This window comes from Streptomyces sp. NPDC005483 (genome assembly GCF_040606035.1).
In the GTDB taxonomy this organism is placed as follows: Bacteria; Actinomycetota; Actinomycetes; order Streptomycetales; family Streptomycetaceae; genus Streptomyces.
Map to the genome: position 1 here is coordinate 1 of NZ_JBEXEA010000011.1, position 24292 is coordinate 24292.

Below are 24292 nucleotides of genomic sequence, written 5' to 3' on the forward strand. Positions count from 1 at the left end.
AGCCTGTAATGGTGCAAGTCGGGCGCGATTTCAAGATCTTCAGTGTGCTCCTAGGCCTCCAGTCCCCTCCACGAACTTGCGCGGGGCAGCACTAGGGCCTGTCGTTCGGATCAGGCCGGCTGTGAGGTGCGGTGCTTTTCAGCCCGACCCGAGCGGGGTCTGGTGCGTGCAGTTGCGAGGCGGAGGAAGGAGTCGACGCGATGGGGGTCCCCCCGCTCGAGCGAAGCCGAGAGTGGGGGAGTCAGCGACCGACGACAACCCGCAGATGGCGTGTCAGACCCCGCTCGGGTCGGGATGATCCAAACCACAGGCCCTGGGCACTGTTCACACCGGCTGCCGGTGCAGCACGCTCCGCACCAGGTCCGCGACCCCGCCCTCACCCGGCGGGGCGGCCACGCAGGACAGGGCGAGCCGGACGGCGAGTTCGCAGGAGCGGGCGAGCTCGGGGACGTCCGACTTGTGGACGCCGGGTCCGGAGAGGACGGAGACGGCGCGGTCGCGCACCAGTGCCACGAAGTCGCCGGGTGACGGCAGCTGTCCGTCGGCCCGGCGCTGTGCCGGTACGGCGGAGGAGGACGGCACCGCCGAGAGCGTCGGCGAGGGCAGCCGCTCGCTCCAGCAGCCGGTGAGCATGGCCCGTACCAGCGCGTTCTCCCGGGCGGAGGCGGTGGTCCACTCGGCGGTCGCGGTCAGCCGCTCGTGGGCGTCGCCGTGTGTGGTGAGCGCCCGGTCGACACCGACGAGATACCCGTCGGCCTCTCGTCTCACCAGCGCGCGGGCCAGCCCTTCCTTGCTCCCGAACTCGTTGTACAGCGTCTGCCGGGACACTCCGGCCGCCGCCGCGACATCCACCATCCTCACGGCGGACCACGGCCGACGCGCCAACGCCGCATAAGCGGCGTCCAGCAGCGATTCCCGCGCAGCAGGCATCATCGCCTCCCAGGGAGCAAGCAGCTCTGCGCCCAGATTTGACGCGCGCGGGGGCACTGTCAAGGGTTCGCGAGGGCATGCGCCCGCTCATGGGGCGCGGCGAACCGCGCGATCGACCACCAAGCGCCCGTCCCCGCCGGGCAACCCCGACCCGGGCCCCCCTTCGCACTGTCCACACTGCGGCCCTGGTAGCCCCGTGCAGGGGCCCCCGGATACGGTTCGCACCATGCCGGACTACCTCGACGACCTCCGCTTCGCCCACGTCCTCGCGGACGCGGCCGACGCGACCACCATGGACCGCTTCAAGGCACTGGACCTCAAGGTCGAGACAAAGCCGGACATGACCCCGGTCAGTGAGGCGGACAAGGCGGCGGAAGAACTGATCCGCGGCCACCTCAAGCGCGCCCGTCCCCGCGACGCCATCCTCGGCGAGGAGTACGGCATCGAGGGCACCGGCCCGCGCCGCTGGGTCATCGACCCCATCGACGGCACCAAGAACTACGTCCGGGGCGTCCCCGTGTGGGCCACCCTGATCTCCCTGATGGAAGCCGCGGAGGGCGGCTACCAGCCCGTCGTCGGCGTGGTCTCCGCCCCGGCCCTCGGCCGCCGCTGGTGGGCCGCGAAGGGCAACGGCGCGTTCAGCGGCCGCAGCCTCACCTCCGCCTCCCGCCTCCACGTCTCCAAGGTCGGCAGGCTCTCGGACGCCTCCTTCGCGTACTCCTCCCTCACCGGCTGGGAGGACCAGGGCCGCCTGGGCGGCTTCCTGGACCTGACCCGCGAGGTGTGGCGCACGCGCGCGTACGGCGACTTCTGGCCGTACATGATGGTCGCCGAGGGCTCGGTCGATCTCTGCGCGGAACCGGAGCTCTCCCTCTGGGACATGGCCGCGAACGCGATCGTCGTCACGGAGGCCGGCGGCACCTTCACCGGCCTCGACGGCCGCCCCGGCCCGCACAGCGGCAACGCCGCCGCCTCCAACGGCCTGCTCCACGACGAGTTCCTGGGTTATCTCAACGAGCGTTACTAGCGGCGCGGAGCACTTCCGGGAAGCACATGTGAGCGCGCACGCCCTCAATCGGCGGCGCGCGCCCCCTTGTTGACCCTCGCTTTACCTGCGACTCTGAAGGAACCCTCATTTGTGAACTTGTGAACCAATGAACGAACTCATTGGTTTCCCAGGAGGTGACTGCGAACCCATGCTCGTCCGAGACGCCATGAGCACGGTGGTCCTCACCATCGGCCCCGCCCACACTCTCCGCCAGGCCGCCGCCCTGATGTCCGCCCGCCGAGTGGGCGCGGCCGTGGTCCTCGACCCCGACGGCACCGGCATCGGCATACTGACCGAGCGCGACATCCTGAACTCCGTAGGACTGGGCCAGAGCCCGGACACGGAGCACGCCCACGCCCACACCACCACCGACGTCGTCTTCGCCACCCCGGCCTGGACGCTGGAGGAGGCCGCGCAGGCGATGACGCACGGCGGCTTCCGGCACCTCATCGTCCTGGACCGCGGCGAGCCCGCGGGCATCGTCTCCGTCCGCGACATCATCCGCTGCTGGGCACCGGCACGGCAGCGCGTACCGGCCGCCAGCGCACCACATTAGACTCGATCCAAGTCGAGCAGCTCTCCAAACTCACACCCATTCGGATTCTGGTCTCCAGCTGTTAGGCTGGTGCGCATGAGCGACCTTCTGGAACGACTGCGCGGCCGCGGATGGCGGATGACCGCGCAGCGGCGCGTCGTGGCCGAGGTCCTCGACGGCGAACACGTCCACCTGACGGCCGACGAGGTCCACGCGCGCGCCGTGGCCAAGCTGCCCGAGATCTCCCGGGCGACCGTCTACAACACGCTGGGTGAGCTGGTCTCCCTCGGCGAGGTGCTCGAGGTCGCCACCGACAAGCGCGCCAAGAGGTACGACCCGAACGCCCACCGGCCACACCACCACCTGGTCTGCGCCCAGTGCGGCGCCATCAGGGACGTCCACCCCACGGGCAACCCGCTGGCTGAGCTCCCCGACACGGAGCGCTTCGGCTTCACCGTCTCGGGCGTCGAGGTGACGTACCGGGGCGTGTGCCCGAACTGCGCGGCGGCGTAACAGCGTTCACCGAAGCCCCGGCGTCCCTGATGGACGCCGGGGCTTCGTGCTGACGTCGTGCGGCCACCCTCTCCGTACCTCGCGGCCGTCGGCGTAGGTGAGCCACTCCCGCCCTGGTGGCGTGCCCCGCCGTGTACCACCACACTTGACGGAACCGGTGATTCCGCCGCTGCGCATCTCGTTCGGCTCGGCCACTTGCGCCCCAATGAAAGTATGGTCATACTTCAATCATCGACGGGTTGTTCAGGGACCTGATCCAGGGGCTTCCCACTTTTTGGGCCTCCTCTGACCGCCGACCCCGAACTGCAGTCGCAGCCGGGAGACCTGGAAACCGCTCTGCGCCCACCTGCGAGGAAGAAGAGTCGGCGCGTACTGGCGGTAACTCTCACATCGAAGGGCACGACCGTGAACGCACGCGAAACACGAGGTGACGTGGTGACGTCGTACAAGAACGCGCAGACCCGCACCGTCACCGCCGACGGAGTGACCTTCGCCTACCGCGACCTCGGCCCCCGGACCGGCATGCCGATCATCTTCATCACCCACCTCGCCGCGGTCCTCGACAACTGGGACCCCCGGGTCGTCGACGGCATCGCCGCCAAGCACCGGGTGATCACCTTCGACAACAGGGGCGTGGGCGCCTCCACCGGCAAGACGCCGAAGACCATCGAGGAGATGGCCAAGGACGCCGTCACCTTCATCCGGGCCCTGGGCTTCGAGCAGGTGGACGTCCTCAGCTTCTCGATGGGCGGCATGATCGCCCAGGTGATCGCCCAGACCGACCCGCAGCTCATCCGCAGGCTGATCCTCGCGGGCACCGGTCCGGCCGGAGGCGAGGGCATCAAGAACGTCACCCGGCTGTCCGACTACGACACCCTCCGGGCACTGCTCACCCTGCAGGACCCCAAGCAGTTCCTCTTCTTCACTCGGACCCCGAACGGGATCCGGGCGGGCAAGGAGTTCCTGGCCCGCCTGAAGGAGCGCACCAAGGACCGCGACAAGGCCATCTCCCTCATCGCGTACCGCTCCCAGCTCAAGGCCATCCACCGCTGGGGACTGGCACAGCCGCAGGACCTGTCCGTCATCGAGATCCCCGTGCTCGTCGCCAACGGCGACAACGACCGCATGGTGCCGACGCCCAACTCGTACGACATGGACCGGCGACTGTCGAACTCCGAGCTGGTGATCTACCCCGACGGCGGCCACGGCGGCATCTTCCAGTACCACGAGCAGTTCGTGCCGACGGCTCTCGAGTTCTTCGGCCGGCCGTAGGGCCGCGGTGCGGTCTAGGTACGGGCCGAGGATGTGGGGTCAGAGCCGTGATGCCCGGTGGGCGTGCGGCTCTGTCACCATTTCAACGCAACCGACCTGCTCGCTCGTGGCCCTACGGCGCCGAGGCGCTTGTCGTGCGGGATGCGATGCGGAGAACGCGTGGTCGACGTCCCGTCCGCGCGCCAGCCCAGCGACCTGCGCTGCTGCTACGGCGTATCGAGTCAGCGGAGCGCCATACGCCGTACGAGCGGAGGACCATCGCGTCGGTGCCGCTTCCGGGATGGCAAATGCTCGGGGCCCCCGCTCACGCCGACCGCGGAAACGCGGGTGCACGGCACTGGCGCCGTGACCCTTGCCAGGCGGTCACCCAGCCGGCATCGACCGGCACCGCGCCAAGGCGAGGACGTTCTCGATTCCCTGCTCGAGGACCTCGTCGGAGAACTTCCGGTCGGACAGCGCGCGGGACAGCTGCAACGTTCCCACCGCCATGGTGTAGAGCCCGATGGCCTGACCGCGGGCGGACTGCGGATCCTCGGGTGCCAGGCGGGCGGCGAGCTCGTCCAGGATGGCCCTGGCGCCGTCGGTGTAGGCGCCCTTCGTCGCGTCACCGCAGCGGCCGATCTCGTCGAGCAGGGCCGCGGACGGGCAACCGTCGCCGGGGTTGTCCCGGTGCTCGGGCGACAGATACGCGCGGATGAGGTCTTCGAGTCCCTCACGGCCGGGCCGCAGCGTGCCGTACTGCTCCACCTGCGCGCGCAGTTGCTGGGCGACGACGTTGGCGACCAGGTCGTCCTTGGACTCGAAGTGGGCGTAGAACGCTCCGTTGGTGAGCCCGGCGTCCGACATCAGCGTGGAGATGCCGGAGCCGTCGATGCCGTCCTTCTTGAACCGGTGGCCGGCCCGCTCGATGATCCGCTGCCGCGTGACCTGCTTGTGCTCCTTGGTGTAGCGCGCCACAAGATCCCTCCCCAACTTTGCCCGGCCATTGCCCTGCATCCCATCGTAATCTATGGTCTGACATATGTAATATTACGATCGGCAGGTGATGGTGCGACATGACGGACACCGCGTCTCGATATCCCGAGCGCACCGCGGCCGTCTTCGGTGACGACCAATCACGTACGCCGGCCTCGACGCCGCGGCATACCGCTACGACGAGGGCACGCATGGCGCCGGCTTCGACCGGGCCGACGACGGCCCTCCTGCCGGCGTGGTCGGCCTCGACCAGGATGCCTTCCCCGGGGATGCCCTGGTCATGGGAGGTGGGCCGAGTCTGGATCGGAGCCGCGCGGCGCGACCTCGCGGTCATCGCCGGAACACCGGTGCCCGACTGTGTCGTACGTACGCCGAAGCGCCCGAGGAAGGCGACTTCCTCGGGCACAAGGCGTTCCGGTCAGGCGGCGTAGTTCGGGTAGTCGGTGCAGCCGGCCGCGCCGCCGCCGTAGAAGGTGGCGGGGGGTGTTCAGGGGTGCCCCTGCGCGGATGTGCTCGACCAGGTCGGGGTTGGCGAGTGCCATCGAGCCCACGGTGATGACGTCGGCGTTGCCGTTCTCGATGTCCTTGGCGCGGGTGGCGATATCGGTGCCGGCGCGGTTGAGGATCAGCGTGTTGGGCCACAACTCGCGGAGCGTGCCCAGGAGTTCCTCGTCGCCGCCGTGCGCGAGGTGCAGGTAGGCGAGGTCGAGGGGGGCGAGGGCGCGCACGAGGTGGGGGTAGAGCTCGTGGGTGTCGTCCTCCACGAGGTCGCCGAGCTGGAACGGGTTGCCCGGGGAGAGCCGGATGCCGGTGCGGTCGGCTCCGATCTCGTCGGCCACGGCAGTGGCGACCTCCACCGCGAAGCGGATGCGGTTGTCGAGGGAGCCGCCGTACTGGTCGGTGCGCTGGTTGGTGCTGGAGAAGAGGAACTGGTTGACCAGGTAGCCGTTGGCGCCGTGGATCTCGACGCCGTCGGCGCCGGCCGCGATGGCGGCCGCGGCGGCCCGCCGGAAGTCGTCGACGGTCGCGGCGACCTCCTCGGTGGACAGTGCGCGCGGCTCCGGCATCTCCTGCATCCCGGAGGCGGTGAACATCTGACCCGCCGGCTTGATCGCGGAGGGGGCCACCGGCTGACGGTGGTGGGGGGTGTTGTCGGGGTGGGAGATGCGCCCGACGTGCATGAGCTGGATGACGATGCGCCCGTCGGCCTTGTGTACGGCGTCGGTGACCTTGCGCCAGCCCGCGATGTGCTCGTCGGTGTAGATGCCCGGGGTCACTACATAGCCCTGGCCGTCGGCGGAGGGCTGGGTGCCCTCGGTGATGATGAGGGCGTGCGAGGCGCGCTGAGCGTAGTACTCGGCGTTCAGCTCGGTCGGCACGCCGTCCGGGGTGGCCCGGCTGCGGGTCAGGGGGGACATCGCCAGACGGTGCGGCAGGGAGATCTTTCCGGCGACGGTCGGCGTCCACAGGCTGTTGAGCATGCGTGATTCCTCAGGTTGTGGGTGGCGGACATCCGGCAGGCCGGCGTTCCGGGCTGTGAGTCCGATGAGGCATCCGCCATGAGCATGGGATAATTTACATTACGAACATAATATTTTGTCGGGCGGTGGACGGCTGGACGGCACAGGAAGGGGTGGTTCGGGGCGTGCTTGGGCGCTTCAGCAGTTCCTGGGGCGGGGAAGGCGGCCGGGATGCCTGGGTTGCCGGAGGTCAGGTCCCTCGTGGGGGTCGGGCGCCGGACAGTGTCCATGAGCAGGTCGAACATGCGGCTCTGCATGTGCGTCGGCCAGTGAGGCCCTTGTGAGGATGCCGGGAGGGTGATGGCGATGTCCTCGGCGTGGAGGCGAACTACACCGATCCGCACGGCCAGCCGGAAATCGGATTCGGGATCACCCGGCTGCTGAACTTCCACCCACTGTCCAGGGTCATGCAGATCAACAAGGTCAAGCCGTACCGGCCGGTGGCCGGCGCCCCGTACGCCTACCCGCAGCTCACCCCGGCGCTGAACCACCCGATCCGCTGGGAAGTCATCGCCCAGCGGTACGACCGGATGATCAAGTACGGGACCGCGATCCGTACGCGGACCGCATCGACCGAAGTGGTCCCGCGCCGCTTCACCCACAACGCCTCCCATCCCCCTTACGCGGCGACGCTGGAGGTCGGCCGCGCGCAGTAGACCGTCTTCGTGGCCGCTACCTGCGGCTGCGCGACCTTCGGCGCAAGATCGAGGGGGGCCTGCACGTCATGGAGGTCCCCGCTGACCGGCGTGGCCCGACCCCGCTGTTCTGGTCCCCCGTCCGGACCTACGGCGATGTGAACCTCGACATGGACAGCCGCCGCAACCTCACCCCGGCGAACGCTGCAGGGCCCGGAACGCGGACAGCGAGCCCGCCCGATCCGCCAGGGGAAATGCATGATCCGCTCCGCTACATGTCGCGCCCGCCGGCATCTCGCCTGGCGCGATACCGGCACGCGGCTGCTCTCAAGCTGAGTACCGCGGATTCGACCTTGGCGCCGGCACTCCCGTGGGTCAGTCGGCCAGTTGCGCGGCGAGCTGCGCCTCGAGGGCCGGGTACAGCAGGGCCTGGTCGTCATGGAGCGTGGACTTCACGTTGCGGCTCATCTCGTCGACGATGGCCTCGGGCCGGCCTGCCTCCAGCGCGTCCAGGGCACTGCGGGCCACGTCGGCCGGCGGGGTCTTGGGGACGTCGAAGCCGGCCTGCATGTCCGTGTCGACCGGCCCGACGTGGACGGCGACGACTTCGGTCCCCTGCGTCTTGAGCTGCTGGCTGGCGGCGTTGGTGTAGCTCCACGCAGCCGCCTTCGACGCGCCGTACGTGGCGGCTATGGGATAGGCCGCCCAGGAGGCGACCGAGAGCATGTTGACGAAGGCACCGCCGCCGTTGGCCGCCACGACCGGGGCGAACGCCTGCGTCATGGAGATGAGTCCGAAGTAGTTCACCTCGAGCTCGTTGCGCGCCACGTCGAGCGACGCGGAGAGAGGGAGGTTGGCGCTGGCGACACCGGCGTTGTTCACGACGATCGAGACATCGGCGAACTGGGCAGCGGCCGCGGCGACAGCTGCCGGGTCCGTGACGTCCAGCGCGACGGGCGTGAGCCGCGGGTCCGTGATGGTGGCGACATCGCGGACAGCCGCGTACACCTTGGTTGCACCGCGGGCGAGGAGCTCGTCCGCGAATGCCTTGCCGATGCCACGGTTGGCACCGGTCACCAGAGCTACCGAACCTTCAATCTTCATGTCTGCCTCTTCTCATCAGGTGTTTCGTTGGGTGCGGGGCGCGCCGAGGTGATGGGGCATGGCCCCGGGACCGCTGGTCGGGCCGCGGCCTCGACGAGCGCGACTGCTGCCCGCGCGTAGTGACTTCCGCGCCGCCGAAGGCCGATGGCCACCAAACCGTCGGCCGAGGACGTGCCGTTCGCCTTTCGCGCGCGGCTGCTTACTCGTCGAGGAACTGAAGGGCGTGCTTCAGGAATCGCTCGGGGTACTGGAAGTGCGCTCCATGCCCGGCGTCGGGGTAGATCAGCAGTTGCGCGTTGGGGATGTTCTGGGCGAGGTGCCAGGAGTTGATCGAGGCGATCATCACGTCGTTCTCGCCGTTGACGACCAGCGTCGGCTGGGTGATCGCGTTCAGGTAGGCGTAGGGATTCTCGCCGGGCAGCGGTTCCCCGTAGGCGGTGGCCGCTTCGAACTGCGCCTGCCCGACTGCGGGCGAGCTCGGCGGGTCCTGGTCGGCCCGCTGGTGACGCCGCTCCCAGAAAGCTCGGCCCGCTTCGACGGCGGCCTCGGAGCGGCCGAAGAACAGGAAGAGGAAGTCCTCCAGACCGGGGACCGGATTCAGCGCCACCTCGGGCACCTTGGGGTCCATCGTCGGGTCCCCGCCGCGCAGGCCGGTGCCGACCAGGAGGAGCTTGCGCACCAGCTGGGGGTGGCGCAGCGCGACCTCCTCCGCCTGCCAACCGCCGATCGAGAAGCCGAGCAGATCGACCTGCTCCAGCCCCAGCGCTCGGATGACCGCGGCGATGTCGTCGGCCATGTCCTCCATCCGATTGCGCGGCGTGCCCGATGACGAGGCGATGCCGCGACCGTTGAACAGGATGACCTCACGGCCCTCGGCCAGGCCGTCGGTGAGCAGCGGGTCCCAGTGGTCCATCCCCCCGCGGAAGTGCTGGACGAGGAAGATCGGGACGCCGGAGGGCTTGCCCCAGCGCCGGTACGCGAACCGGTCGCCGTCGACCTCGACGTACTGGGTCGGTGCGGTCACATGCGTGTCACTCATGGCCTGAGCCTTTCTGGAGGGGCTGAGCAATACGATGACGATCGTCATCTAAAAAGTCAAGCTCTTAGATGTCGATCGACATCTATGTATGCTTGACCGGCGAGCGTCGACCGTGGAAGGGGCGGCTGGACATGCGGGTCACCAAGGCACAGGCGGAGCAGAACCGTGCGCACATCGTCGCGACAGCGGCCAGGCTGTTCCGCGAGCGCGGCTACGACGGTGTCGGCGTGGCGGAACTGATGGCAGCCGCCGGGTTCACCCATGGCGGGTTCTACAAGCACTTCCGCTCCAAGGCCGACCTGATGGCCGAAGCGTCCGTGAGCGGGCTCTCGCAGATCGCGGCACGGACGGAAGGCCTGGACCCCGCCGAGTTCGTCGAGAGCTATGTCTCCCGGGAGCATCGCGACGGGCGCGGAGACGGCTGCACCATCGCGGCCCTCAGCGGCGATGCCGCACGTCAGCCGGCGGACATCAAAACAGCGTTCGCGGCCGGGATCGAGAACCTGCTGACTGCCCTCCAGGCCCCGAGCGACACACCGGAGGATGCGGACCAACGCGCGGCCCGCACCATGGTGATCGACATGCTCGCCCATTCGGTCGGAGCGATCATGTTGTCGCGGGCATGCCCGGACGACTCTCCGCTGGCGGACGAAATCCTCGATGTCTGCCGCAGGGAAATTCTCACGTCCCTGGCGCGCGACGACAGCGACCGGCAGGCAGCAGGGAGCCTGGAAGCCTGACCACAGCCGACCGACGCAGGCCCGGCCACCTGAGGGTCAGACACTGACGCAAAGGGGATGCGGCGGCGTATGTCCGGGTCCTTCTGCTGTGGGCTTCAGGGCAGCATGCGCACCCCGGCCTCCATCGGCGAGTAGCCCCCGACGGTCTGCAGGTACTGGCTGAGCAGGAAGAGCGCCCCGAACATGCCCAGGAACATCAGCAGGCATGCGGCGTTGATGACGCTGAACGAACGATGACGGAAAAGACGCATCGCCCGAACATCACCAGGACCGCGAAGGTGAGGGTGTAGACGCTCACCGTCCATTCGACGTCTTCGAGGCCGCCGCCGAGGTCCTCGCCCAAGGAGGGAAGTGCGGTGGTGACGATCAGGTTGTCCAGCGCCGTGATGAATCCAGCAATGCTGGTGATGACCACGGCCCGGAAACTGCGCTGCCGCCACGAACCGGTTGCTTGTGTTGCTGTGTCAGACGTTCCCTTGGCGGACGTGCCTGGCGGTCGGCCCGTGGCGGCGGGTGCTCCTCAGGGGAGCTGCGGGTATAGCACCGAGACACCCCCGGCAAGTGCTGCCTGCGCCTGGCGGGCCGCGTTGTCGGCGAGGATCTCGTAGGCGCCGGCGGCGATGCCGTCCACGGCGATGCGCGCGATGTCGGCCGGGTCGGACTTCTCCGCGTCGACGGCACGGACCATGTCGGTGTCCATGTAGCCGACGTGCAGGCCGGCCACGCGGATGCCCTGGTCGGCGAGTTGCAGGCGCAGGGTGTTGGTGAGTGACCATTCCGCGGATTTGGCGGCGCAGTAGGCGCCGAGCTCCGGGAAGCTGACCCAGGACAGGCCGGACAGGACATTCAGCATGGCCCCGCCGCCGTTGGCCGCGATCTGGGGTGCGAAGGCGCGGGCCACCGTCAGGGTGCCGAGGTAGTGGGTGTTCATCTCGAGGCGGATGTCGTCCAGGTCGGCGGTGAGCAGGTCGGCGCCGGTGGAGGAGCCCGCGTTGTTGACCAGGATGGTCACGTCGCCGGTGGCCTTGGCGGCGGCCGCGACGGAGGCGGGGTCGGTGATGTCGATTGCGATCGGCTTGGCGCCGGGCAGGTCGATCTGGTCGGGGTTGCGGGCGCCGGCGTAGACGGTGGCGCCGCGGCTGAGCAGTTCGGCGGCGAGGGCGCGGCCGAAGCCCCGGTTCGCTCCGGTGACAAGGGCGGTGCTGGCGGAGAGGTCCATGAAGGTTCCCGGTGAAATGGAGAGGAGATGACCAGAGCGCAGATGGCATGGCCTGACGCGACCCAGGTTCATTAAATTACGATCGTAATAATAAGCAGGCTGCGTCAGTGATCGCAACCGATCCGCCCGGTGAACGACGCTGCGCCGGGCCCCTCGCCGCAGCCCTGGCAGGACGTCGCAGGCGCCCTTTGGTTGGATATGAGGAGCGCGTCATGCAGCACCGGACACTCGGCAGCCAAGGCCTGGAGGTCTCGGCGATCGGCTACGGCTCGACGGGTCTGACGACGGCCTACGGCCCCGGCGACGAGCAGGCGGGGGTCGCCGCCATCCGGCGCACCCACGACCTGGCAGTCACCTTCTTCGACACCGCCGAGCTCCACGGCTGGGACACCGGTAACGACGAGGTCCTGGACGCGAGCTTCGTCACCTACCCGGCATAGCTCCTGCCGGAGCTGAGGACAGTGGACAGAAGTCCGGGGCGGTGGGCCACCGGCCTGGAAAACACCGAGGGCCGGAACCCTTTCGGATTCCGGCCCTCGGCCTTCAGTAGCGGGGACAGGATTTGAACCTGCGACCTCTGGGTTATGAGCCCAGCGAGCTACCGAGCTGCTCCACCCCGCGGCGATGAATGCAACGTTACGTGAAGGGGGAGGCCAGAGGCAAATCGCTTGGTGCGAGGCGGCCCGACACCACGCACCGCTACGCCGACAGCTCCTCACTCAACGCGTCCCGGAGCCGGGCCGCCCGCTCGGAAACCTCCGCGGGCCCGAGAACGACGGCCCGGTCGGCCCACCGCTGTCCCTCGGCCAGCTCACCCCGACGCGCGTAGACCAGGGCCAACCGCAACGCCGCCCGTCCATGCCCCGCGTCGGCGGCCCGGGCCCACCACACGGCGGCCTCCGGCTCACTCCCCTCACGGGCGAGCAGCAGCCCCAGGTTGAACGCCCCGTTGCGGGACCCCGCCTCCGCGGCCTCCCGGTACCACCGGGCCGCCTCCACGACATCGCCCCGCGCGGCGGCGAGCATGCCCACCCGCACCTGGGCCCGGCGATGCCCCTGGGAGGCCGCCCGCTCGTACCACTCCTCGCACTCGCTCTTCTCCTCGTGCACGGGCTCTCCGAGCGAGTGCGCGGGCACCGGCGGCCGTCGGGCGTCCAGCACGGTCGCCAGCCGGTACGCGGCCTCCGCGCTGCCACCCCCCGCCGCACACCGCAGATGCCGCTCGGCACCGGCCTCGTCCCCGTCCCGCAGCCGGGCGATGCCCACCTGGAGCGCGGCCTCGGTGTGCCCGGCGGCTGCGGCCCGCTCGTACCACCGCAGCGCGACGGCCTCCTCGCCCCGCCCTGCGAACAGGATGCCGAGGTTGAACGCGGCGTCCACGCTCCCGGCCTCCGCGGCCTTGGAGAACCACGGCTCCGCCCCGGCGGTGTCCCCGCCCTGGAGCAGCAGGATGGCGAGCGCGTTGGCCGCCTCCCGGTGCCCCGCGTACGCGGCCCGCCGGTACCACTGCTCGGCCTGCGCGGTCCGCCCCTGCTCGGCGCAGAGCAGCCCGAGGTTGTACGCGCCGTTGTCGTCACCGGCGTCCATCGCCGCCCGGTACCAGCGCTCGGCGGTCTGCGACTCGCCACGCTCGGCGTGCAGGGCGCCCAGCGCGTTGGCCGCGTTGCCGTCGCCGTCCTGGGCGGCGCGCAGCCACCAGACGGCGGCGCTCTCGGTGTCGCCCGCGTCCCGCAGCAGGAATCCGAGGGCGCAGGCGGCCCGCGCCTCGCCGTCCTTGGCGGAGGTCAGATACCAGCGCCCGGCCTCCTTGAGCGCGCCGCGCCGCTCCAGGATCGCCCCGAGGTGCAGCGCCGCCCGCCGGTGTCCGCGCGCGGCGGCCTGCCGGTACCACTGCTCGGCCTCGGCCCCGGCGCCGTCGTCGTCGCCGACGGCGCACTCGGCCAACCGGCGGTCGAGCGCACGGGCCAGCCGATAGGCCGCCTCCCGGTGCCCCCGCTCGGCGGCGATCCGCATCCACTGCTCGGCGCCCCCGTCCCCGCGGTGCTCCAGCAGGTCGGCGAGCGCGTAGGCGCCCAGCGCGTGTCCCTGTTCGGCGGACTGGCGCAGCCAGTACTCGGCGGCGGGCTCGTCGCCCCGCTCACGATGGTGCCGCCCCAGCGCGTGCGCGGCCGCGGCGGACCCGGCGACGGCGGCGATCCGCCACCAGCCGGCGGCGTCGTCGGCGTAGCCGCGCTGGTGCAGCAGGACGCCGAGGTTGTTGGCGGCGGCACGGTCGCCGGCGGCGGTGGCGGCACGCAGATGGGGCTCGGCTCCGTCGAGGTCACCGCGGCGCAGCAGGAGGGCGCCGAGGACGCTCATCGCCTCGACATCGCCGGCCTGCGCGGCCATGCGCTGCCGTGCCTCCTCGGCAGCCTCCCCGGTCTCGTCCCGGTCCATGGGCTGCGACAAGTCGCCCGTCGACTCCGAAAAATCGGCAGGCTGCACAAAACGCCCTGTCTCCAACAGAGTTGCCTTGTCCCCCATAACGTCCATCGTCGCACCACCATCAACCTGGGTACACCTGGTATACCGCAGCCATTGAGGTCACTTCAGCGTTTTGTCGACATGCCCACAGAGAGACAAGTCAAACACAGTCGCCCCAACTCCCGGAGGCGGCACGGCCGTCGCAGCGGCCGGTACATGCGTTCGCACATCACGAAGGCCCGGATCCTCAAGAGGATCCGGGCCTTCGATTTCAGTAGCGGGGACAGGATTTGAACCTGCGACCTCTGGGTTATGAGCCCAGCGAGCTACCGAGCTGCTCCACCCCGCGCCGTTGTGTAGCAACCGTATCACGGCGCGGGGGTGGGCATTTGACCAGCGGCTGATCAGCCGCTGGGGCTGCTGCTCGGACTGCTCCGCGGGCTCGGGCTGCTACTGGGCTTCGCACTGCTGCCGGTGCCCTTGCCCGCCGCGGACTGCGCGTCCTCGGCACGCTTGAGCGCGTCCTTCAGATCCTCCTGGGCCCGGCCGTACGCCTCCCAGTCGCCCTTCTTCAGGGCTTCCTGGCCGGCGTCGAAGGCCTTCTGGGCGTCGTCAAGCGCCTGTTGGACCGTCGGGTTGGCGGAGGTCGGCGGCGGCTTGGTGGTGGTCCCGCCGTCGTCCGGAGGCTGCGTGGTCGAAGCGTTCGCTCCGAACACCTTGTTCAGGGCCTCGTCGAGGGTGTCCTCGAAGGCGGTGTTGCCTCCGTAGGTGACCAACACCTTCCGCAGCAGCGGGTACTTGAGTCCACCACCGCGTACGTAGACCGGCTCCACGTAGAGCAGTCCGCCGTCCAGCGGCACCGTCAGGAGATTGCCGTACTCCACATTGGAGTCGCCTCTGTTGAGGAGGCTGATGGTCTCGGCGATGTCCTGTTCGGAGTTGAACTGGCTCTGCACCTGTTTGGGCCCGTTGACCGTGGTGTTGGTCGGCAGTTTCAGGATTCTGATCTTGCCGTAGTCAGTGGTGCCCGCCTCGGCGTCGACCGACATGAACGCACTGAGGTTGTCCCGGCCGTTGGGCGTGAACGTCGTCGTGAGCGAGAACGCCTGGGCCGACTGGTCGGGCATCTTCATGCTCAGGTAGTACGGCGGCACCGCGTCGCCCGACTTGTTGGTCGGGTCGTCCGGCACCTGCCACACCTCGCTGCCGCTGAGGAAGGTGTCCGCGTCCTCGACGTGGTAGCGCGCCAGCAGCTCACGCTGGACCTTGAACAGGTCCTGCGGGTACCGCAGATGGGCCATCAGGTCGGTGGAGATGTCCTTCTTCGACTCCACGGTGCCCGGGAACGCCTTCATCCAGGTCTTGAGGACCGGGTCCTTGGTGTCCCACTGGTAGAGCTTGACCTCGCCGGTGTACGCGTCGACGGTCGCCTTCACCGAGTTGCGGATGTAGTTGACCTGGTTCTGCTGCGCCACCACCGCGCGCTGGTTGTTCGTCGCGGTCAGCGAGTCGGCCGTGGTGTCACCGAGGGTCGTACGCGAGGAGTACGGGTAGCCGTTCGTCGTCGTGTACGCGTCGACGATCCACTCGATCTTGCCGTTCACCACAGCCGGGTAGGCGTCGCCGTCGATGGTCAGCCAGGGGGCGACCGCCTCGACGCGCTGCTTCGGTGTGCGGTTGTACAGGATCCGCGAGCCCTCGCCGATCGCTCCGGAGTAGAGGATCTGCGGCTCGCTGAACGCCACCGCGTACGCGGCCCGGTTGACCGGGTTGGCGAGGTTGACCCCGCTCTTGGCGCCGTAGCTGTAGGTCTTCTCGCCGGAGTCGTCGGAGTAGTCGATCTCCTTCTGGGGACCGCCGACGATCGAGTACGTGGTGGTCTTCTCGCCGTAGTAGACGCGCTGCTGGTACGTCCCGAGGTCGCCCTGGGAGGGCAGGTTGGACTCGGTGAAGACCGGGCGCCCCTCGGCGTCGGCCTCGGTGCCCTTGGCGGCGACCACGCCGTAACCGTGGGTGTAACGGAAGTGGTCGTTGATCCAGTTGTTCTTCGGGATGCCGGCGAGGTTCAGCTCACGCAGCCCGATGACCGTGTCCTGGTCCTTGCCGTCCTTGCTGTAGCGGTCCACGTCCAGGTTGGTCGGGAACGCGTAGTAGTTCCGCATCTGCTGGAGCTGCTGGAACGTCGGCGAGACGACGTTGGGGTCCACGACCCGGATGCTCGCCGTGGCGTCGACGTCGTCGCGCAGCTTGGTCTTGTCCGAGGTGGTGGACTTGCCGTCGTACTCGGTCACCGAGGCGTCGTCGATGCCGTAGGCCTCACGCGTCGCCTTGAGGTTCTTCTCGACGTACGGCGCTTCCTTGGCCTGCTCGTTCGGCTGCACCTGGAACTTCTGGACGATCGCGGGGTAGAGCCCGCCGATGAGGATCGCCGAGAGCACCATCAGGCCGAAGCCGATCACGGGCAGCTGCCAGGTGCGCCGCCACAGGGTGGCGAAGAACAGCAGCGCGCAGATGACCGCGATGCAGAACAAAATCGTCTTGGCCGGCAGATAGGCGTTCGCGTCGACGTACCTGAGGCCCGTCCAGCTGTCGGTCGCCTTGAAGTCGCTGGACTTGACCGCGAGGCCGTACCGGTCGAGCCAGTACGCGACCGCCTTCAGTGCGACGAAGATGCCGAGCAGCACCGAAAGGTGGCCGGTCGCGGCGGCCGTGGCACGCGCGCCCGGGGAGGTGACCCGAAGACCGCCGTACAGGTAATGGGTGAGCGCGGCGGCGATCACCGAGAGGATCGCGGCGGCGAAGCCGAAGCCGAGCAGGAACCGGTACCAGGGCAGGTCGAAGGTGTAGAAGGAGATGTCGAGGTGGAACTGCGGGTCCTTCTGGCCGAAGGACACGCCGTTGACCCACATCAGCCAGGTCCGCCACTGACTGGAGGCGGAGGCGCCGGCGATCAGGCCCACCAGGGAGACGATCCCGAGCAGCAGCCACTTCTTGTACGGTGCGATGCCCATCCGGTAGCGGTCGAGGTTCTGCTGCTCCATCGACATGGCGCTCAGCGGCGGGCGCAGCCGGTGGGCCAGCCAGATGTTCACGCCGACGGCGAGGGCCATCAGCAGACCGAAGACGAAGAACAGCCCGATCTTGGTCCACAGCGTGGTGGTGAACACGGACGAGTAGTTCACCGAGCGGTACCAGAGCCAGTCCGTCCAGAACCCCGCGAACATGGTGAACGCCATGCCGAGGACGGCGAGGACGCCCAGCGTCATGAGCAGGGTCCTGGCACGCCGGGACGGGCGGCCCACTCTCATCCGCGGCCCTGTCGGGCCTCCGCCGCGGTCCGGCATCTGGAAAGCCAAGGTGCGCACCTCGAAGTTCGCTGTCGATCCGTCAGGCCCTCGTGTTCGCGGGCCCTGGGTGGCCCCCCGTGATCGCGGGCCCACACCTATGCAACTTACTCACCGTTTACTCGGTTCCCGATTCCGGTCACGAACGAGGCAGGATTGTGACCATGTCCAACACCCCCATGGCGGCGAGCCCGCTCACCCGGGCCGTACTCGAGATCGACGAGTACGCCTCCGGCCTCGGCTGGGACCAGCCCGCCCGCCTCTTCGCCCTCGTAGACACCGCCCGGCTGCGAGCCCAGGAACCCGCTCTCGCGAGCCAGCTCGGTCTGGAGGAGGCGCGGGAGTCCGCGGCCCTGACCCCCATCGAGCAGGACGAGATTCCCGCGGGCAAGCCGCTCGACGAGTTCCTCGGCACCATCGCCTGGCCCGACGCGGTCGTCGGCTGCGCGCTCACCGTGGAACGCCTGATGCTGCCGCCGTCCGCCGAGGCGTCCGTCCCGCAGGGGCTGAGCGACGCCAAGCTGGCGAAGTGGGTCGCCGAGCACCCGGACCGTCAGGAGGTCCGCATGACGGTCGCGGTCCTGCGCAACGGCACCCGCGACTCGGCCCTGCGGCTGCGCGAGAAGGACTCCCCCACGGAGGTCCTCACCGGCCGCGACCTGGTCCCCGGCCTGGCGGAGGCTCTGTCGGCGACGTTCGCGGACTGAGGTCTCCCAGCTCTCCCGGCTTTCCCGTTACGACGACGGGGGCGCCCTCGGTGTGAGGGGCGCCCCCGTCGTCGTACACGCGCGTGCCGGTCAGCCCTTGGTCGTGCACTTCGGCAGGTCGGACGTCCTGCCCTCGCGGAGGTCCTTGAGCGCGCCGAGGGCGTCGTCGATGGTCTTCACCTTGATCAGGGTGAGCCCGCCCGGGGTGTCCTTGGCGGCGGCCGCGCAGTTGTCGGCGGGCGTCAGGAAGTACTGGGCGCCCTTGTCGCGCGCGCCGACCGTCTTCATCTCGATGCCGCCGATCGGGCCGACCTTGCCGTCGTCGTCGATCGTCCCGGTGCCCGCGACGAACTTGCCGCCGGTCAGGCTGCCCGGGGTGAGCTTGTCGTAGATGCCGAGCGCGAACATCAGACCGGCGCTCGGACCGCCGACGTCGGCGAGCTTGATGTCGACGGTGAACGGGAAGGTGTGGTCGGTCCCGGCGGCGATCCCGACGATGGCGCGCTTCTCCCCCTCGTCGTCGGAGGCCCGGGTCGTGATGGTGACCTTCTCGGTCCTGGTTGCCGTCTTGTGCGCCTTCTCGGCGGCGGCCTGTTCCTTGGCGGGCACGACGGTGAAGACGACGTCCTCACCCGGCTTGTGCTTCGTCACCAGCTTCGCGACATCGTCCGGCGCCTTCACGGCCGTACCGTCGACGGCCTTGATGACGTCACCGGCGTGCAGCCTGCCCTCGGCCGGGGAGTCCTTGACGACGGTCGAGACGATCACCCAGGACTGCACCGGGACATCCAGTTCCTTCAGGGCGGCGACCTTGGCGCTCTCCTGGGACTGGCTGAACTCCTCGGCGTTCTCCTGCGTCGACTGCTCCTCGGTCTTGCCGTCCGGGTAGAGCGTGTCGTGCGGTACGACCTTGCTGTCGTGCGCGAGCCAGCCGTACACGGCCTCGACGAGGTTCATCTTGTAGTCGGCGCTGGTGACCCGGACGGTGGTCATGTTCAGGTGACCGCTCGTCGGATACGTCTTGCGTCCGGAGATCTGCAGCACCGGCTCGCCGCCGTGGTCCCCGAGGGTGTTCACCGTGGGGCCCGGTGACATCTCGGCGTAGGGCACTTTGATGAAGACTCCCGCGCAGAGAAGCGCGATCAGCATCAGGGTGGAGGCGAGCATCGTCGCGGTGCGGCGTGGCATGGCACGACAGTACGGGACGCTCCTGTCGGACCATCGTCAGGGCGCCGCCGTGACGTGGACGTCAGGTGCCGGAGTGCGACTTCTCCATCGCGGCGCGGAAACGGGCGTATCCGTCGAGCTCGGGGCCGTCGTTGCGCGCCTTGCGGGTCCGGTTGGCCCAGCTGCCCCACAGCCCGGCGACGATCGCGGCGAACAACGGAATCAACAACCAGACGAGCGCCCCCATGCCGACCTCCCGACCCCATACCGATCAACCGCAGAACTGACTGATCAACAGATTAACCATCCGCACTGACAACGCTCACGCCAGGGGTGCGGTTACGCAACCGGAGGGGTGAAGGAAGGGTTTCAGCAGGCGCCGACCCACTCCTCCGTACCGTCGGAGAACGTCTGGTGCTTCCAGATCGGCACCTCGTGCTTGAGATCGTCGATCAGTCTCCGGCAGGCATCGAAGGCCTCGCCCCGGTGCGGGCAGGAAACGGCGACGACGACGGCGAGGTCCCCGACTCCGAGATCCCCGACGCGGTGCACAGCGGCGAGGGCCCGCACCGGGAACTCGGCGACGACCTTCTGGGCGACCCTTCGCATCTCGGCCTCGGCACTGGGGTGGCACGAGTAGCCGAGCTTGTCGACGTCGGCGCCCCCGTCGTGGTTCCGCACGGTCCCGACGAACAGGGCGGTCCCCCCGGCCGCGTCGTCCCCGACCGCGCGGAAGACCTCGTCGAGGGAGAGGGGGGTCTCGCGGATGCCGATGAGCTTGATCGGCTCATCGGCGGTCTGCTCACCGGGGTGGTCGAAGGTCGATGCCATACGTCCATCGTGCCGCACGCCCGGGACAAGGGGGAATGGAGCTGTCACCTGGCACACGCGCGTGCGCGTTCGGAGGCTCGTACAGGGAAGCGCCCCGAAGGGGCGCGGGGCTGTATCGACTTGCGGCTCCGCCGCGTGGGCGCGACCAGCCACGGCGCTCCCGCAGCCGCCGACCGGTCGCACGCGGCACCCCGCACAGCGCACCCTCAGATCCGCCGCCGAGCCTTCCGAGCCCGCCGTACGACAGCCGCCGCACCCAGCAGCGCCACCGTCGCCCCAGCGGCCCCCGCCGCCGTCGCATCCTTCCTGCCCAGCCGCCGCCCGGCGACCGTGTGCCGTCCGGCGACCTCCTCCAGCAGCTCCGCGAGCACCTCCTCGTTGGTCCACTGCGGCCGCCACCCGGCGTCGTGCAGCCGGCTCCCGCTCACCACCCAGGGGTACATCGTGTACGCGAGATCCCCCGCGGGAGACGGCGTCAGACCGATCCGGTGCAGCCGGGCCGCGGCCCCGAGCGCGACCGCCGACGGCAACTCCATCCGGCGGATCCCGCTGAGCTCCTCGATCTCCTCCTGCTCCAGCCACCCGTCGCATCCGACGGCGAGTTCCCCGTCGACCTTCTCCAGGACGGCGTGCTCCAGAGCGCTGCAGAGGTCCTCGACGTGGCAGAACTGCCAGGCGGGCCGGGATCCGGCCACGACCAGGAGCCGCGGCGACTCGAAGTACCGGGTCAGAGCGGTGTCGGTGCCGCCGCCCACCAGCACGGCGGGCCGCACGACGGTGACATTGAGCCCGGGGTGCGCCCGGGGCGCCCGCCGTGCGAGCCGCTCGATCTCCAGCAGGTCCCCGACACCGGTCGCCTCCGCGGTGGCCCGCAGTTCGGCGTCCTCCGACAGGGGCAGTTCGTTGTCCGGAAGCGCCCCGTAGACCATCGCGGAGGTGCACAGGACGACCCGGTGGACGCCCGCGGCCGCCGCGGCGGTCAGCACGGTCTGCGTCCCGCGGACGTTGTACGCCGTACGCGCCGCCGGGTCGGTCTCCAGATCGAGGTCGAGCGCCAGATGGACCACGACATCGGCCCCGCGCAGCTTCTCCGCGATGGCCGGATCCCGTACGTCCAGGATGTGCCACTGCGCCGCGGCGCACTCACCACGCCGCTCGTCGAGCGCGATGACCTGCTTGATCTCCTCCGAGGCGGCGAGCCGCTCGGTGAGCATCGCTCCGATGCCGGACGCGGCGCCGGTGACCGCGACGACTGGCCCGCGCGTGGCGGGATTGGTTGACTGGTTTCGCGCTGCGCGAACCTGCGGATCAGGGGAACTCACCGGGCGTCTCCAGCGGTTGTCTTCAGTAGGAACGCGAGTGACGCGTACGTACCAGGTGGCATCCATCCTGCCGCAGGCGGACAGTCGGCGGAGCACCGAGGCCCTAACGGCCGTTGGTGTCTACGCTGGGGGGTGTTATCGGGCAGCCGCGCCGCCGGAGGCAACCGGTGGCCTTACCAGCCGAGGAATCCCGTGAGTGACACCCCATTCGGATTCGGCCTTCCGCCGGAGGAGCCGGACGACGGCGACGAGGGCAAGAAGAAGGACCAGGAGAGCGGTGGTGGTCAGGGACCGGCCAACCCGTTCGGTTTCGGCGGTCTGCCCGGAGCCGGAGGCTTTGGCGGCCCCGGTGCGGACAATCCGCTCGCAGCCATGTTCGGTTCGTTGAACCCCACCGACCTGGGCGCCGCCTTCCAGCAGCTGGGCCAGATGCTCTCGTACGAGGGCGGCCCGGTGAACTGGGACATGGCCAAGCAGATCGCCCGCCAGACGGTCTCCCAGGGCACCTCGGACGGCACCAAGGACGCGAGCATCGGCCCCGCCGATCGCACCGCGGTCGAGGAGGCCGTACGCCTGGCCGACCTGTGGCTCGACGACGCGACATCGCTGCCGTCCGGCGCGGGCTCCGCCGTGGCGTGGTCCCGCGCGGAGTGGGTCGAGGCGACCCTGCCCGCGTGGAAGGAGCTCGTCGACCCGGTCGCCGAGCGGGTCGGCACCGCCATGGGTGACGTCCTGCCGGAGGAGATGCAGGCCATGGCGGGCCCGCTGATCGGCATGATGCGCTCGATGGGCGGCGCGATGTTCGGCACCCAGATCGGGCAGGCCGTCGGCGTGCTCGCGGGCGAGGTCGTCGGCTCCACCGACATCGGCCTGCCGCTGGGCCCGGCCGGCAAGGCCGCGCTGCTGCCGGCGAACATCGAGGCCTTCGGCAAGGACCTGGGCGTGCCCAAGGACGAGGTGCGGCTGTATCTCGCCCTGCGCGAGGCCGCCCACCAGCGCCTCTTCGCGCATGTCCCGTGGCTGCGCTCGCACCTGTACGGCGCGGTCGACGGGTACGCGCGCGGGATCAAGGTCGACACCGCCAAGCTGGAGGACGTGGTCGGCCAGTTCGACCCGCAGAACCCCGAGCAGCTTCAGGACGCACTCCAGCAGGGCATGTTCCAGCCGGAGGACACTCCGGAGCAGAAGGCGGCCCTGGCCCGTCTGGAGACGGCTCTGGCGCTGGTGGAGGGCTGGGTGGACGCGGTGGTCCACGCGGCCGCGAAGCCGCGCCTGTCGTCCGCCGACGCGCTGCGCGAGACCCTGCGCCGCCGGCGTGCCTCGGGCGGCCCGGCCGAGCAGACGTTCGCCACGCTGATCGGCCTGGAACTGCGCCCGCGCCGCCTGCGCGACGCCTCCCGGCTGTGGGCCTCGCTCACGGACGCGCGCGGTGTCGACGGCCGTGACGGCCTGTGGGCCCACCCGGACATGCTGCCGACCGCGTCCGACCTGGACGACCCGGACGGCTTCGTGCACCGCGAGCAGCTGGACTTCTCCGAGCTGGACAAGATGCTCGGCGAGGCCGCGGAGAAGCCCGACCTCAAGAAGAAGGACGACGACTCCGAGTGAGCCTTCATGACGACGCTGCCCTGGTCCTCAAGGGATACGAGGACCAGGCAGATCTTCGCCAGGCCTACCTGGACCATCTGGCGGCTCATCCGGACGGCATGTGGAAGTCCTGCGAGGCAGGGCACATCACGGCGAGTGCCCTGGTGATCGACCCGTCTCGTGGAAAGGTCCTGCTCACCCTCCACAAGAAGCTGCGGATGTGGCTCCAGATGGGCGGTCACTGCGAGCCGACCGACACCTCCCTGGAGGCGGCGGCGCTGCGCGAGGCGACGGAGGAGTCCGGCATCGCAGGTCTGACCCTGCTGCCCGGCGGCCCGGTCCGCCTCGACCGGCACCCCATCCCGGCGCCCTGTCACTGGCACTTCGACGTCCAGTACGCGGCGCTCGCCCCGTCCGGGGCCGTGGAGGCGATCAGCGAGGAGTCCCTCGACGTGCGGTGGTTCGCCTACGACGAGGTGGCGGATGTGGCGGACGAGTCCGTCGTACGACTGCTGGAAGCGACCCGCGCGAGGTGGTGAGCTTCTTCTCGGCGCGGAGGTAAGGGGCGCCCGGCAATAGCGGGCGCCCCTTACACATGCCTAGCTGTTGCTGCCCCCGAGGGAGTTGCCGCGCATGCCGAACTGGCCGAGCACTCCGCCGTTGCGCATGCCCTGGGGCGGCAGCAGCTCGCTGGGCTGGACCAGGACGTGGCCCGTGCCGCCGAAGTGCATCTCCCAGCCCTCACCGGTGGTGCCCCTGCGGCGCCACACACCGGAGGTGGAGGTGGGTGCCTGGAGCTGGGTGCGCAGGGAGGTGGACCAGGCGATGACGGCGTCGGAGTCGACGCAGACGTTTTTGTCCGGTCCCACCTCCAGTACCAGCGGCTCACCGGAGGTCATCAGCACGACCTGCCCGGAGCCCGACAGCTCCAGGTTGTAGGCGCCCGCGGCCGCCACCTCGACGGCACTGTCCACGGCGACGATGCCGACGCCGAGGGAGCCGTCGAAGGCGAGCACATAGGAGCTGTCGACGGTGATGCCGGAGCCGACCTCCATGATGTGCAGGTGCTGGGCGAGGTTGGCCAGGTAGACGATGCCGTTGCCCTTGCAGCGCATGAGTTCGAGGCGTTCGCCGGTCATCCGCTCGACGTTGCGCCAGCTGCGGTTGCGGTACTGGCTGTCGAACTCGACCTGACCCTCGAAGGCCACCATGGCGCCCTGCCGGGCAAGGATCGGGCTGCTGCCCTGGGCGACGTCGGTCTTCAGGAGCTGCGGGTTCTGCAGGGTGTAGCGCCCGGTCGACTCGACCGGGACGTGTGCGAAGAGTGTGCTGTGCATGGTG

22 protein-coding genes, 2 tRNA genes and 2 pseudogenes are annotated in these 24292 nt (G+C 69.4%); 10 read left to right on the forward strand and 16 right to left on the reverse strand.

What is annotated here, in order from left to right:
• Positions 1-324: 324 nt before the first annotated feature.
• Positions 325-933 carry a TetR/AcrR family transcriptional regulator gene (locus ABZT06_RS21735; RefSeq protein ID WP_355743117.1) on the reverse strand — a complete coding sequence of 203 codons (609 nt, stop codon included), beginning with the start codon at positions 931-933 and terminating at the stop codon, positions 325-327.
• A 223-nt stretch (positions 934-1156) separates the two neighbouring features.
• Between ABZT06_RS21735 and hisN the strand changes: the two genes are divergently transcribed.
• From hisN to ABZT06_RS21755, 4 genes are all read left to right on the forward strand, one after another.
• A complete protein-coding gene (gene hisN / locus ABZT06_RS21740) occupies positions 1157-1957 on the forward strand; it encodes a histidinol-phosphatase (RefSeq protein ID WP_355743120.1) in 801 nt (266 codons plus the stop codon).
• 169 nt (positions 1958-2126) lie between these two features.
• Entirely contained in the window at positions 2127-2534 is a 408-nt protein-coding gene (locus tag ABZT06_RS21745) for a CBS domain-containing protein (RefSeq protein WP_355743123.1), read from the forward strand.
• A 75-nt stretch (positions 2535-2609) separates the two neighbouring features.
• Positions 2610-3026 carry a Fur family transcriptional regulator gene (locus tag ABZT06_RS21750; protein ID WP_355743126.1) on the forward strand — a complete coding sequence of 139 codons (417 nt, stop codon included), beginning with the start codon at positions 2610-2612 and terminating at the stop codon, positions 3024-3026.
• Between the two features lie 405 nt (positions 3027-3431).
• The gene (locus ABZT06_RS21755; protein WP_355743129.1) at positions 3432-4298 is read left to right on the forward strand and encodes an alpha/beta hydrolase; all 867 of its coding nucleotides are present in this window, start codon (positions 3432-3434) and stop codon (positions 4296-4298) included.
• A 363-nt stretch (positions 4299-4661) separates the two neighbouring features.
• Here the strand turns inward: ABZT06_RS21755 and ABZT06_RS21760 are convergent, their stop codons facing one another.
• Positions 4662-5255, reverse strand: a complete 594-nt coding sequence (locus tag ABZT06_RS21760) for a TetR family transcriptional regulator (protein WP_355743132.1) — start codon at positions 5253-5255, stop codon at positions 4662-4664.
• Positions 5256-5691: 436 nt separating this feature from the next.
• Positions 5692-6754, reverse strand: a pseudogene (locus tag ABZT06_RS21765) (alkene reductase).
• Positions 6755-7110: 356 nt separating this feature from the next.
• Here ABZT06_RS21765 and ABZT06_RS21770 point away from each other — a divergent pair.
• Entirely contained in the window at positions 7111-7449 is a 339-nt protein-coding gene (locus tag ABZT06_RS21770) for a Tn3 family transposase (RefSeq protein WP_355743135.1), read from the forward strand.
• 354 nt (positions 7450-7803) lie between these two features.
• On the opposite strand, the gene ABZT06_RS21775 is transcribed toward ABZT06_RS21770, so the two are convergent.
• Together ABZT06_RS21775 and ABZT06_RS21780 are read right to left on the reverse strand one after the other, a co-directional pair.
• Positions 7804-8532: an SDR family oxidoreductase gene (locus ABZT06_RS21775; protein ID WP_355743137.1), complete on the reverse strand. Its 729-nt coding sequence runs from the start codon at positions 8530-8532 to the stop codon at positions 7804-7806.
• A 199-nt stretch (positions 8533-8731) separates the two neighbouring features.
• Positions 8732-9571 (reverse strand): alpha/beta hydrolase, encoded by an 840-nt coding sequence (locus tag ABZT06_RS21780; protein ID WP_355743140.1) that lies wholly within the window; start codon positions 9569-9571, stop codon positions 8732-8734.
• Between the two features lie 68 nt (positions 9572-9639).
• Between ABZT06_RS21780 and ABZT06_RS21785 the strand changes: the two genes are divergently transcribed.
• Positions 9640-10311: a TetR family transcriptional regulator gene (locus ABZT06_RS21785; RefSeq protein ID WP_355743143.1), complete on the forward strand. Its 672-nt coding sequence runs from the start codon at positions 9640-9642 to the stop codon at positions 10309-10311.
• 98 nt (positions 10312-10409) lie between these two features.
• Here the strand turns inward: ABZT06_RS21785 and ABZT06_RS21790 are convergent.
• Together ABZT06_RS21790 and ABZT06_RS21795 are read right to left on the reverse strand one after the other, a co-directional pair.
• Positions 10410-10726 (reverse strand): annotated as a pseudogene (locus tag ABZT06_RS21790) (hypothetical protein); the annotation flags it as partial.
• A 105-nt stretch (positions 10727-10831) separates the two neighbouring features.
• Positions 10832-11530 carry an SDR family oxidoreductase gene (locus ABZT06_RS21795; RefSeq protein WP_355743146.1) on the reverse strand — a complete coding sequence of 233 codons (699 nt, stop codon included), beginning with the start codon at positions 11528-11530 and terminating at the stop codon, positions 10832-10834.
• A 212-nt stretch (positions 11531-11742) separates the two neighbouring features.
• On the opposite strand from ABZT06_RS21795, the gene ABZT06_RS21800 reads away from it, so the two are divergent.
• A complete protein-coding gene (locus ABZT06_RS21800; protein ID WP_355743149.1) occupies positions 11743-11970 on the forward strand; it encodes a hypothetical protein in 228 nt (75 codons plus the stop codon).
• A 107-nt stretch (positions 11971-12077) separates the two neighbouring features.
• Here ABZT06_RS21800 and ABZT06_RS21805 read toward each other — a convergent pair.
• The 4 genes from ABZT06_RS21805 to ABZT06_RS21820 all read right to left on the reverse strand — a co-directional run bounded on the left by ABZT06_RS21805 (position 12078) and on the right by ABZT06_RS21820 (position 17337).
• Positions 12078-12151, reverse strand: a tRNA-Met gene (locus ABZT06_RS21805).
• 78 nt (positions 12152-12229) lie between these two features.
• The gene (locus ABZT06_RS21810; RefSeq protein WP_355743152.1) at positions 12230-14062 is read right to left on the reverse strand and encodes a tetratricopeptide repeat protein; all 1833 of its coding nucleotides are present in this window, start codon (positions 14060-14062) and stop codon (positions 12230-12232) included.
• A 206-nt stretch (positions 14063-14268) separates the two neighbouring features.
• Positions 14269-14342: transfer RNA gene (locus ABZT06_RS21815), tRNA-Met, on the reverse strand.
• 55 nt (positions 14343-14397) lie between these two features.
• Positions 14398-17337 carry a UPF0182 family protein gene (locus ABZT06_RS21820; RefSeq protein WP_355743845.1) on the reverse strand — a complete coding sequence of 980 codons (2940 nt, stop codon included), beginning with the start codon at positions 17335-17337 and terminating at the stop codon, positions 14398-14400.
• A gap of 164 nt (positions 17338-17501) precedes the next feature.
• Between ABZT06_RS21820 and ABZT06_RS21825 the strand changes: the two genes are divergently transcribed.
• Positions 17502-18044 (forward strand): PPA1309 family protein, encoded by a 543-nt coding sequence (locus ABZT06_RS21825; RefSeq protein ID WP_355743155.1) that lies wholly within the window; start codon positions 17502-17504, stop codon positions 18042-18044.
• Between the two features lie 90 nt (positions 18045-18134).
• Here ABZT06_RS21825 and ABZT06_RS21830 read toward each other — a convergent pair whose 3' ends face one another.
• The 4 genes from ABZT06_RS21830 to ABZT06_RS21845 form a co-directional block, all read right to left on the reverse strand.
• The gene (locus tag ABZT06_RS21830) at positions 18135-19232 is read right to left on the reverse strand and encodes a PDZ domain-containing protein (RefSeq protein ID WP_355743158.1); all 1098 of its coding nucleotides are present in this window, start codon (positions 19230-19232) and stop codon (positions 18135-18137) included.
• 61 nt (positions 19233-19293) lie between these two features.
• Entirely contained in the window at positions 19294-19458 is a 165-nt protein-coding gene (locus ABZT06_RS21835; protein ID WP_355743161.1) for a hypothetical protein, read from the reverse strand.
• Positions 19459-19580: 122 nt separating this feature from the next.
• The gene (locus ABZT06_RS21840) at positions 19581-20042 is read right to left on the reverse strand and encodes a molybdenum cofactor biosynthesis protein MoaE (protein ID WP_355743164.1); all 462 of its coding nucleotides are present in this window, start codon (positions 20040-20042) and stop codon (positions 19581-19583) included.
• 206 nt (positions 20043-20248) lie between these two features.
• Positions 20249-21364 (reverse strand): SDR family oxidoreductase, encoded by a 1116-nt coding sequence (locus ABZT06_RS21845; RefSeq protein ID WP_355743167.1) that lies wholly within the window; start codon positions 21362-21364, stop codon positions 20249-20251.
• Between the two features lie 192 nt (positions 21365-21556).
• Between ABZT06_RS21845 and ABZT06_RS21850 the strand changes: the two genes are divergently transcribed.
• Both ABZT06_RS21850 and ABZT06_RS21855 read left to right on the forward strand, forming a co-directional pair.
• Positions 21557-22972, forward strand: coding sequence for a zinc-dependent metalloprotease (locus ABZT06_RS21850; protein ID WP_355743170.1), 1416 nt, complete (start codon positions 21557-21559; stop codon positions 22970-22972).
• The gene (locus tag ABZT06_RS21855; protein ID WP_355743173.1) at positions 22969-23490 is read left to right on the forward strand and encodes an NUDIX hydrolase; all 522 of its coding nucleotides are present in this window, start codon (positions 22969-22971) and stop codon (positions 23488-23490) included. The genes ABZT06_RS21850 and ABZT06_RS21855 overlap by 4 nt, the downstream gene beginning before the upstream one ends.
• Positions 23491-23550: 60 nt before the next feature.
• Here the strand turns inward: ABZT06_RS21855 and ABZT06_RS21860 are convergent, their stop codons facing one another.
• Positions 23551-24288: an AIM24 family protein gene (locus tag ABZT06_RS21860; protein WP_355743176.1), complete on the reverse strand. Its 738-nt coding sequence runs from the start codon at positions 24286-24288 to the stop codon at positions 23551-23553.
• Between the last annotated feature and the right edge of the window lie 4 nt (positions 24289-24292).

Coding starts and splice junctions, on each gene's coding strand:
- ABZT06_RS21735 (WP_355743117.1), bottom strand. CDS start 933: ATGATGCCTGCTGCGCGGGAATCGCTGCTGGACGCCGCTTATGCGGCG.
- hisN (WP_355743120.1), top strand. CDS start 1,157: ATGCCGGACTACCTCGACGACCTCCGCTTCGCCCACGTCCTCGCGGAC.
- ABZT06_RS21745 (WP_355743123.1), top strand. CDS start 2,127: ATGCTCGTCCGAGACGCCATGAGCACGGTGGTCCTCACCATCGGCCCC.
- ABZT06_RS21750 (WP_355743126.1), top strand. CDS start 2,610: ATGAGCGACCTTCTGGAACGACTGCGCGGCCGCGGATGGCGGATGACC.
- ABZT06_RS21775 (WP_355743137.1), bottom strand. CDS start 8,532: ATGAAGATTGAAGGTTCGGTAGCTCTGGTGACCGGTGCCAACCGTGGC.
- ABZT06_RS21780 (WP_355743140.1), bottom strand. CDS start 9,571: ATGAGTGACACGCATGTGACCGCACCGACCCAGTACGTCGAGGTCGAC.
- ABZT06_RS21785 (WP_355743143.1), top strand. CDS start 9,640: ATGTCGATCGACATCTATGTATGCTTGACCGGCGAGCGTCGACCGTGG.
- ABZT06_RS21795 (WP_355743146.1), bottom strand. CDS start 11,530: ATGGACCTCTCCGCCAGCACCGCCCTTGTCACCGGAGCGAACCGGGGC.
- ABZT06_RS21800 (WP_355743149.1), top strand. CDS start 11,743: ATGCAGCACCGGACACTCGGCAGCCAAGGCCTGGAGGTCTCGGCGATC.
- ABZT06_RS21810 (WP_355743152.1), bottom strand. CDS start 14,062: ATGGACGTTATGGGGGACAAGGCAACTCTGTTGGAGACAGGGCGTTTT.
- ABZT06_RS21820 (WP_355743845.1), bottom strand. CDS start 17,337: ATGCCGGACCGCGGCGGAGGCCCGACAGGGCCGCGGATGAGAGTGGGC.
- ABZT06_RS21825 (WP_355743155.1), top strand. CDS start 17,502: ATGTCCAACACCCCCATGGCGGCGAGCCCGCTCACCCGGGCCGTACTC.
- ABZT06_RS21830 (WP_355743158.1), bottom strand. CDS start 19,232: ATGCCACGCCGCACCGCGACGATGCTCGCCTCCACCCTGATGCTGATC.
- ABZT06_RS21835 (WP_355743161.1), bottom strand. CDS start 19,458: ATGGGGGCGCTCGTCTGGTTGTTGATTCCGTTGTTCGCCGCGATCGTC.
- ABZT06_RS21840 (WP_355743164.1), bottom strand. CDS start 20,042: ATGGCATCGACCTTCGACCACCCCGGTGAGCAGACCGCCGATGAGCCG.
- ABZT06_RS21860 (WP_355743176.1), bottom strand. CDS start 24,288: ATGCACAGCACACTCTTCGCACACGTCCCGGTCGAGTCGACCGGGCGC.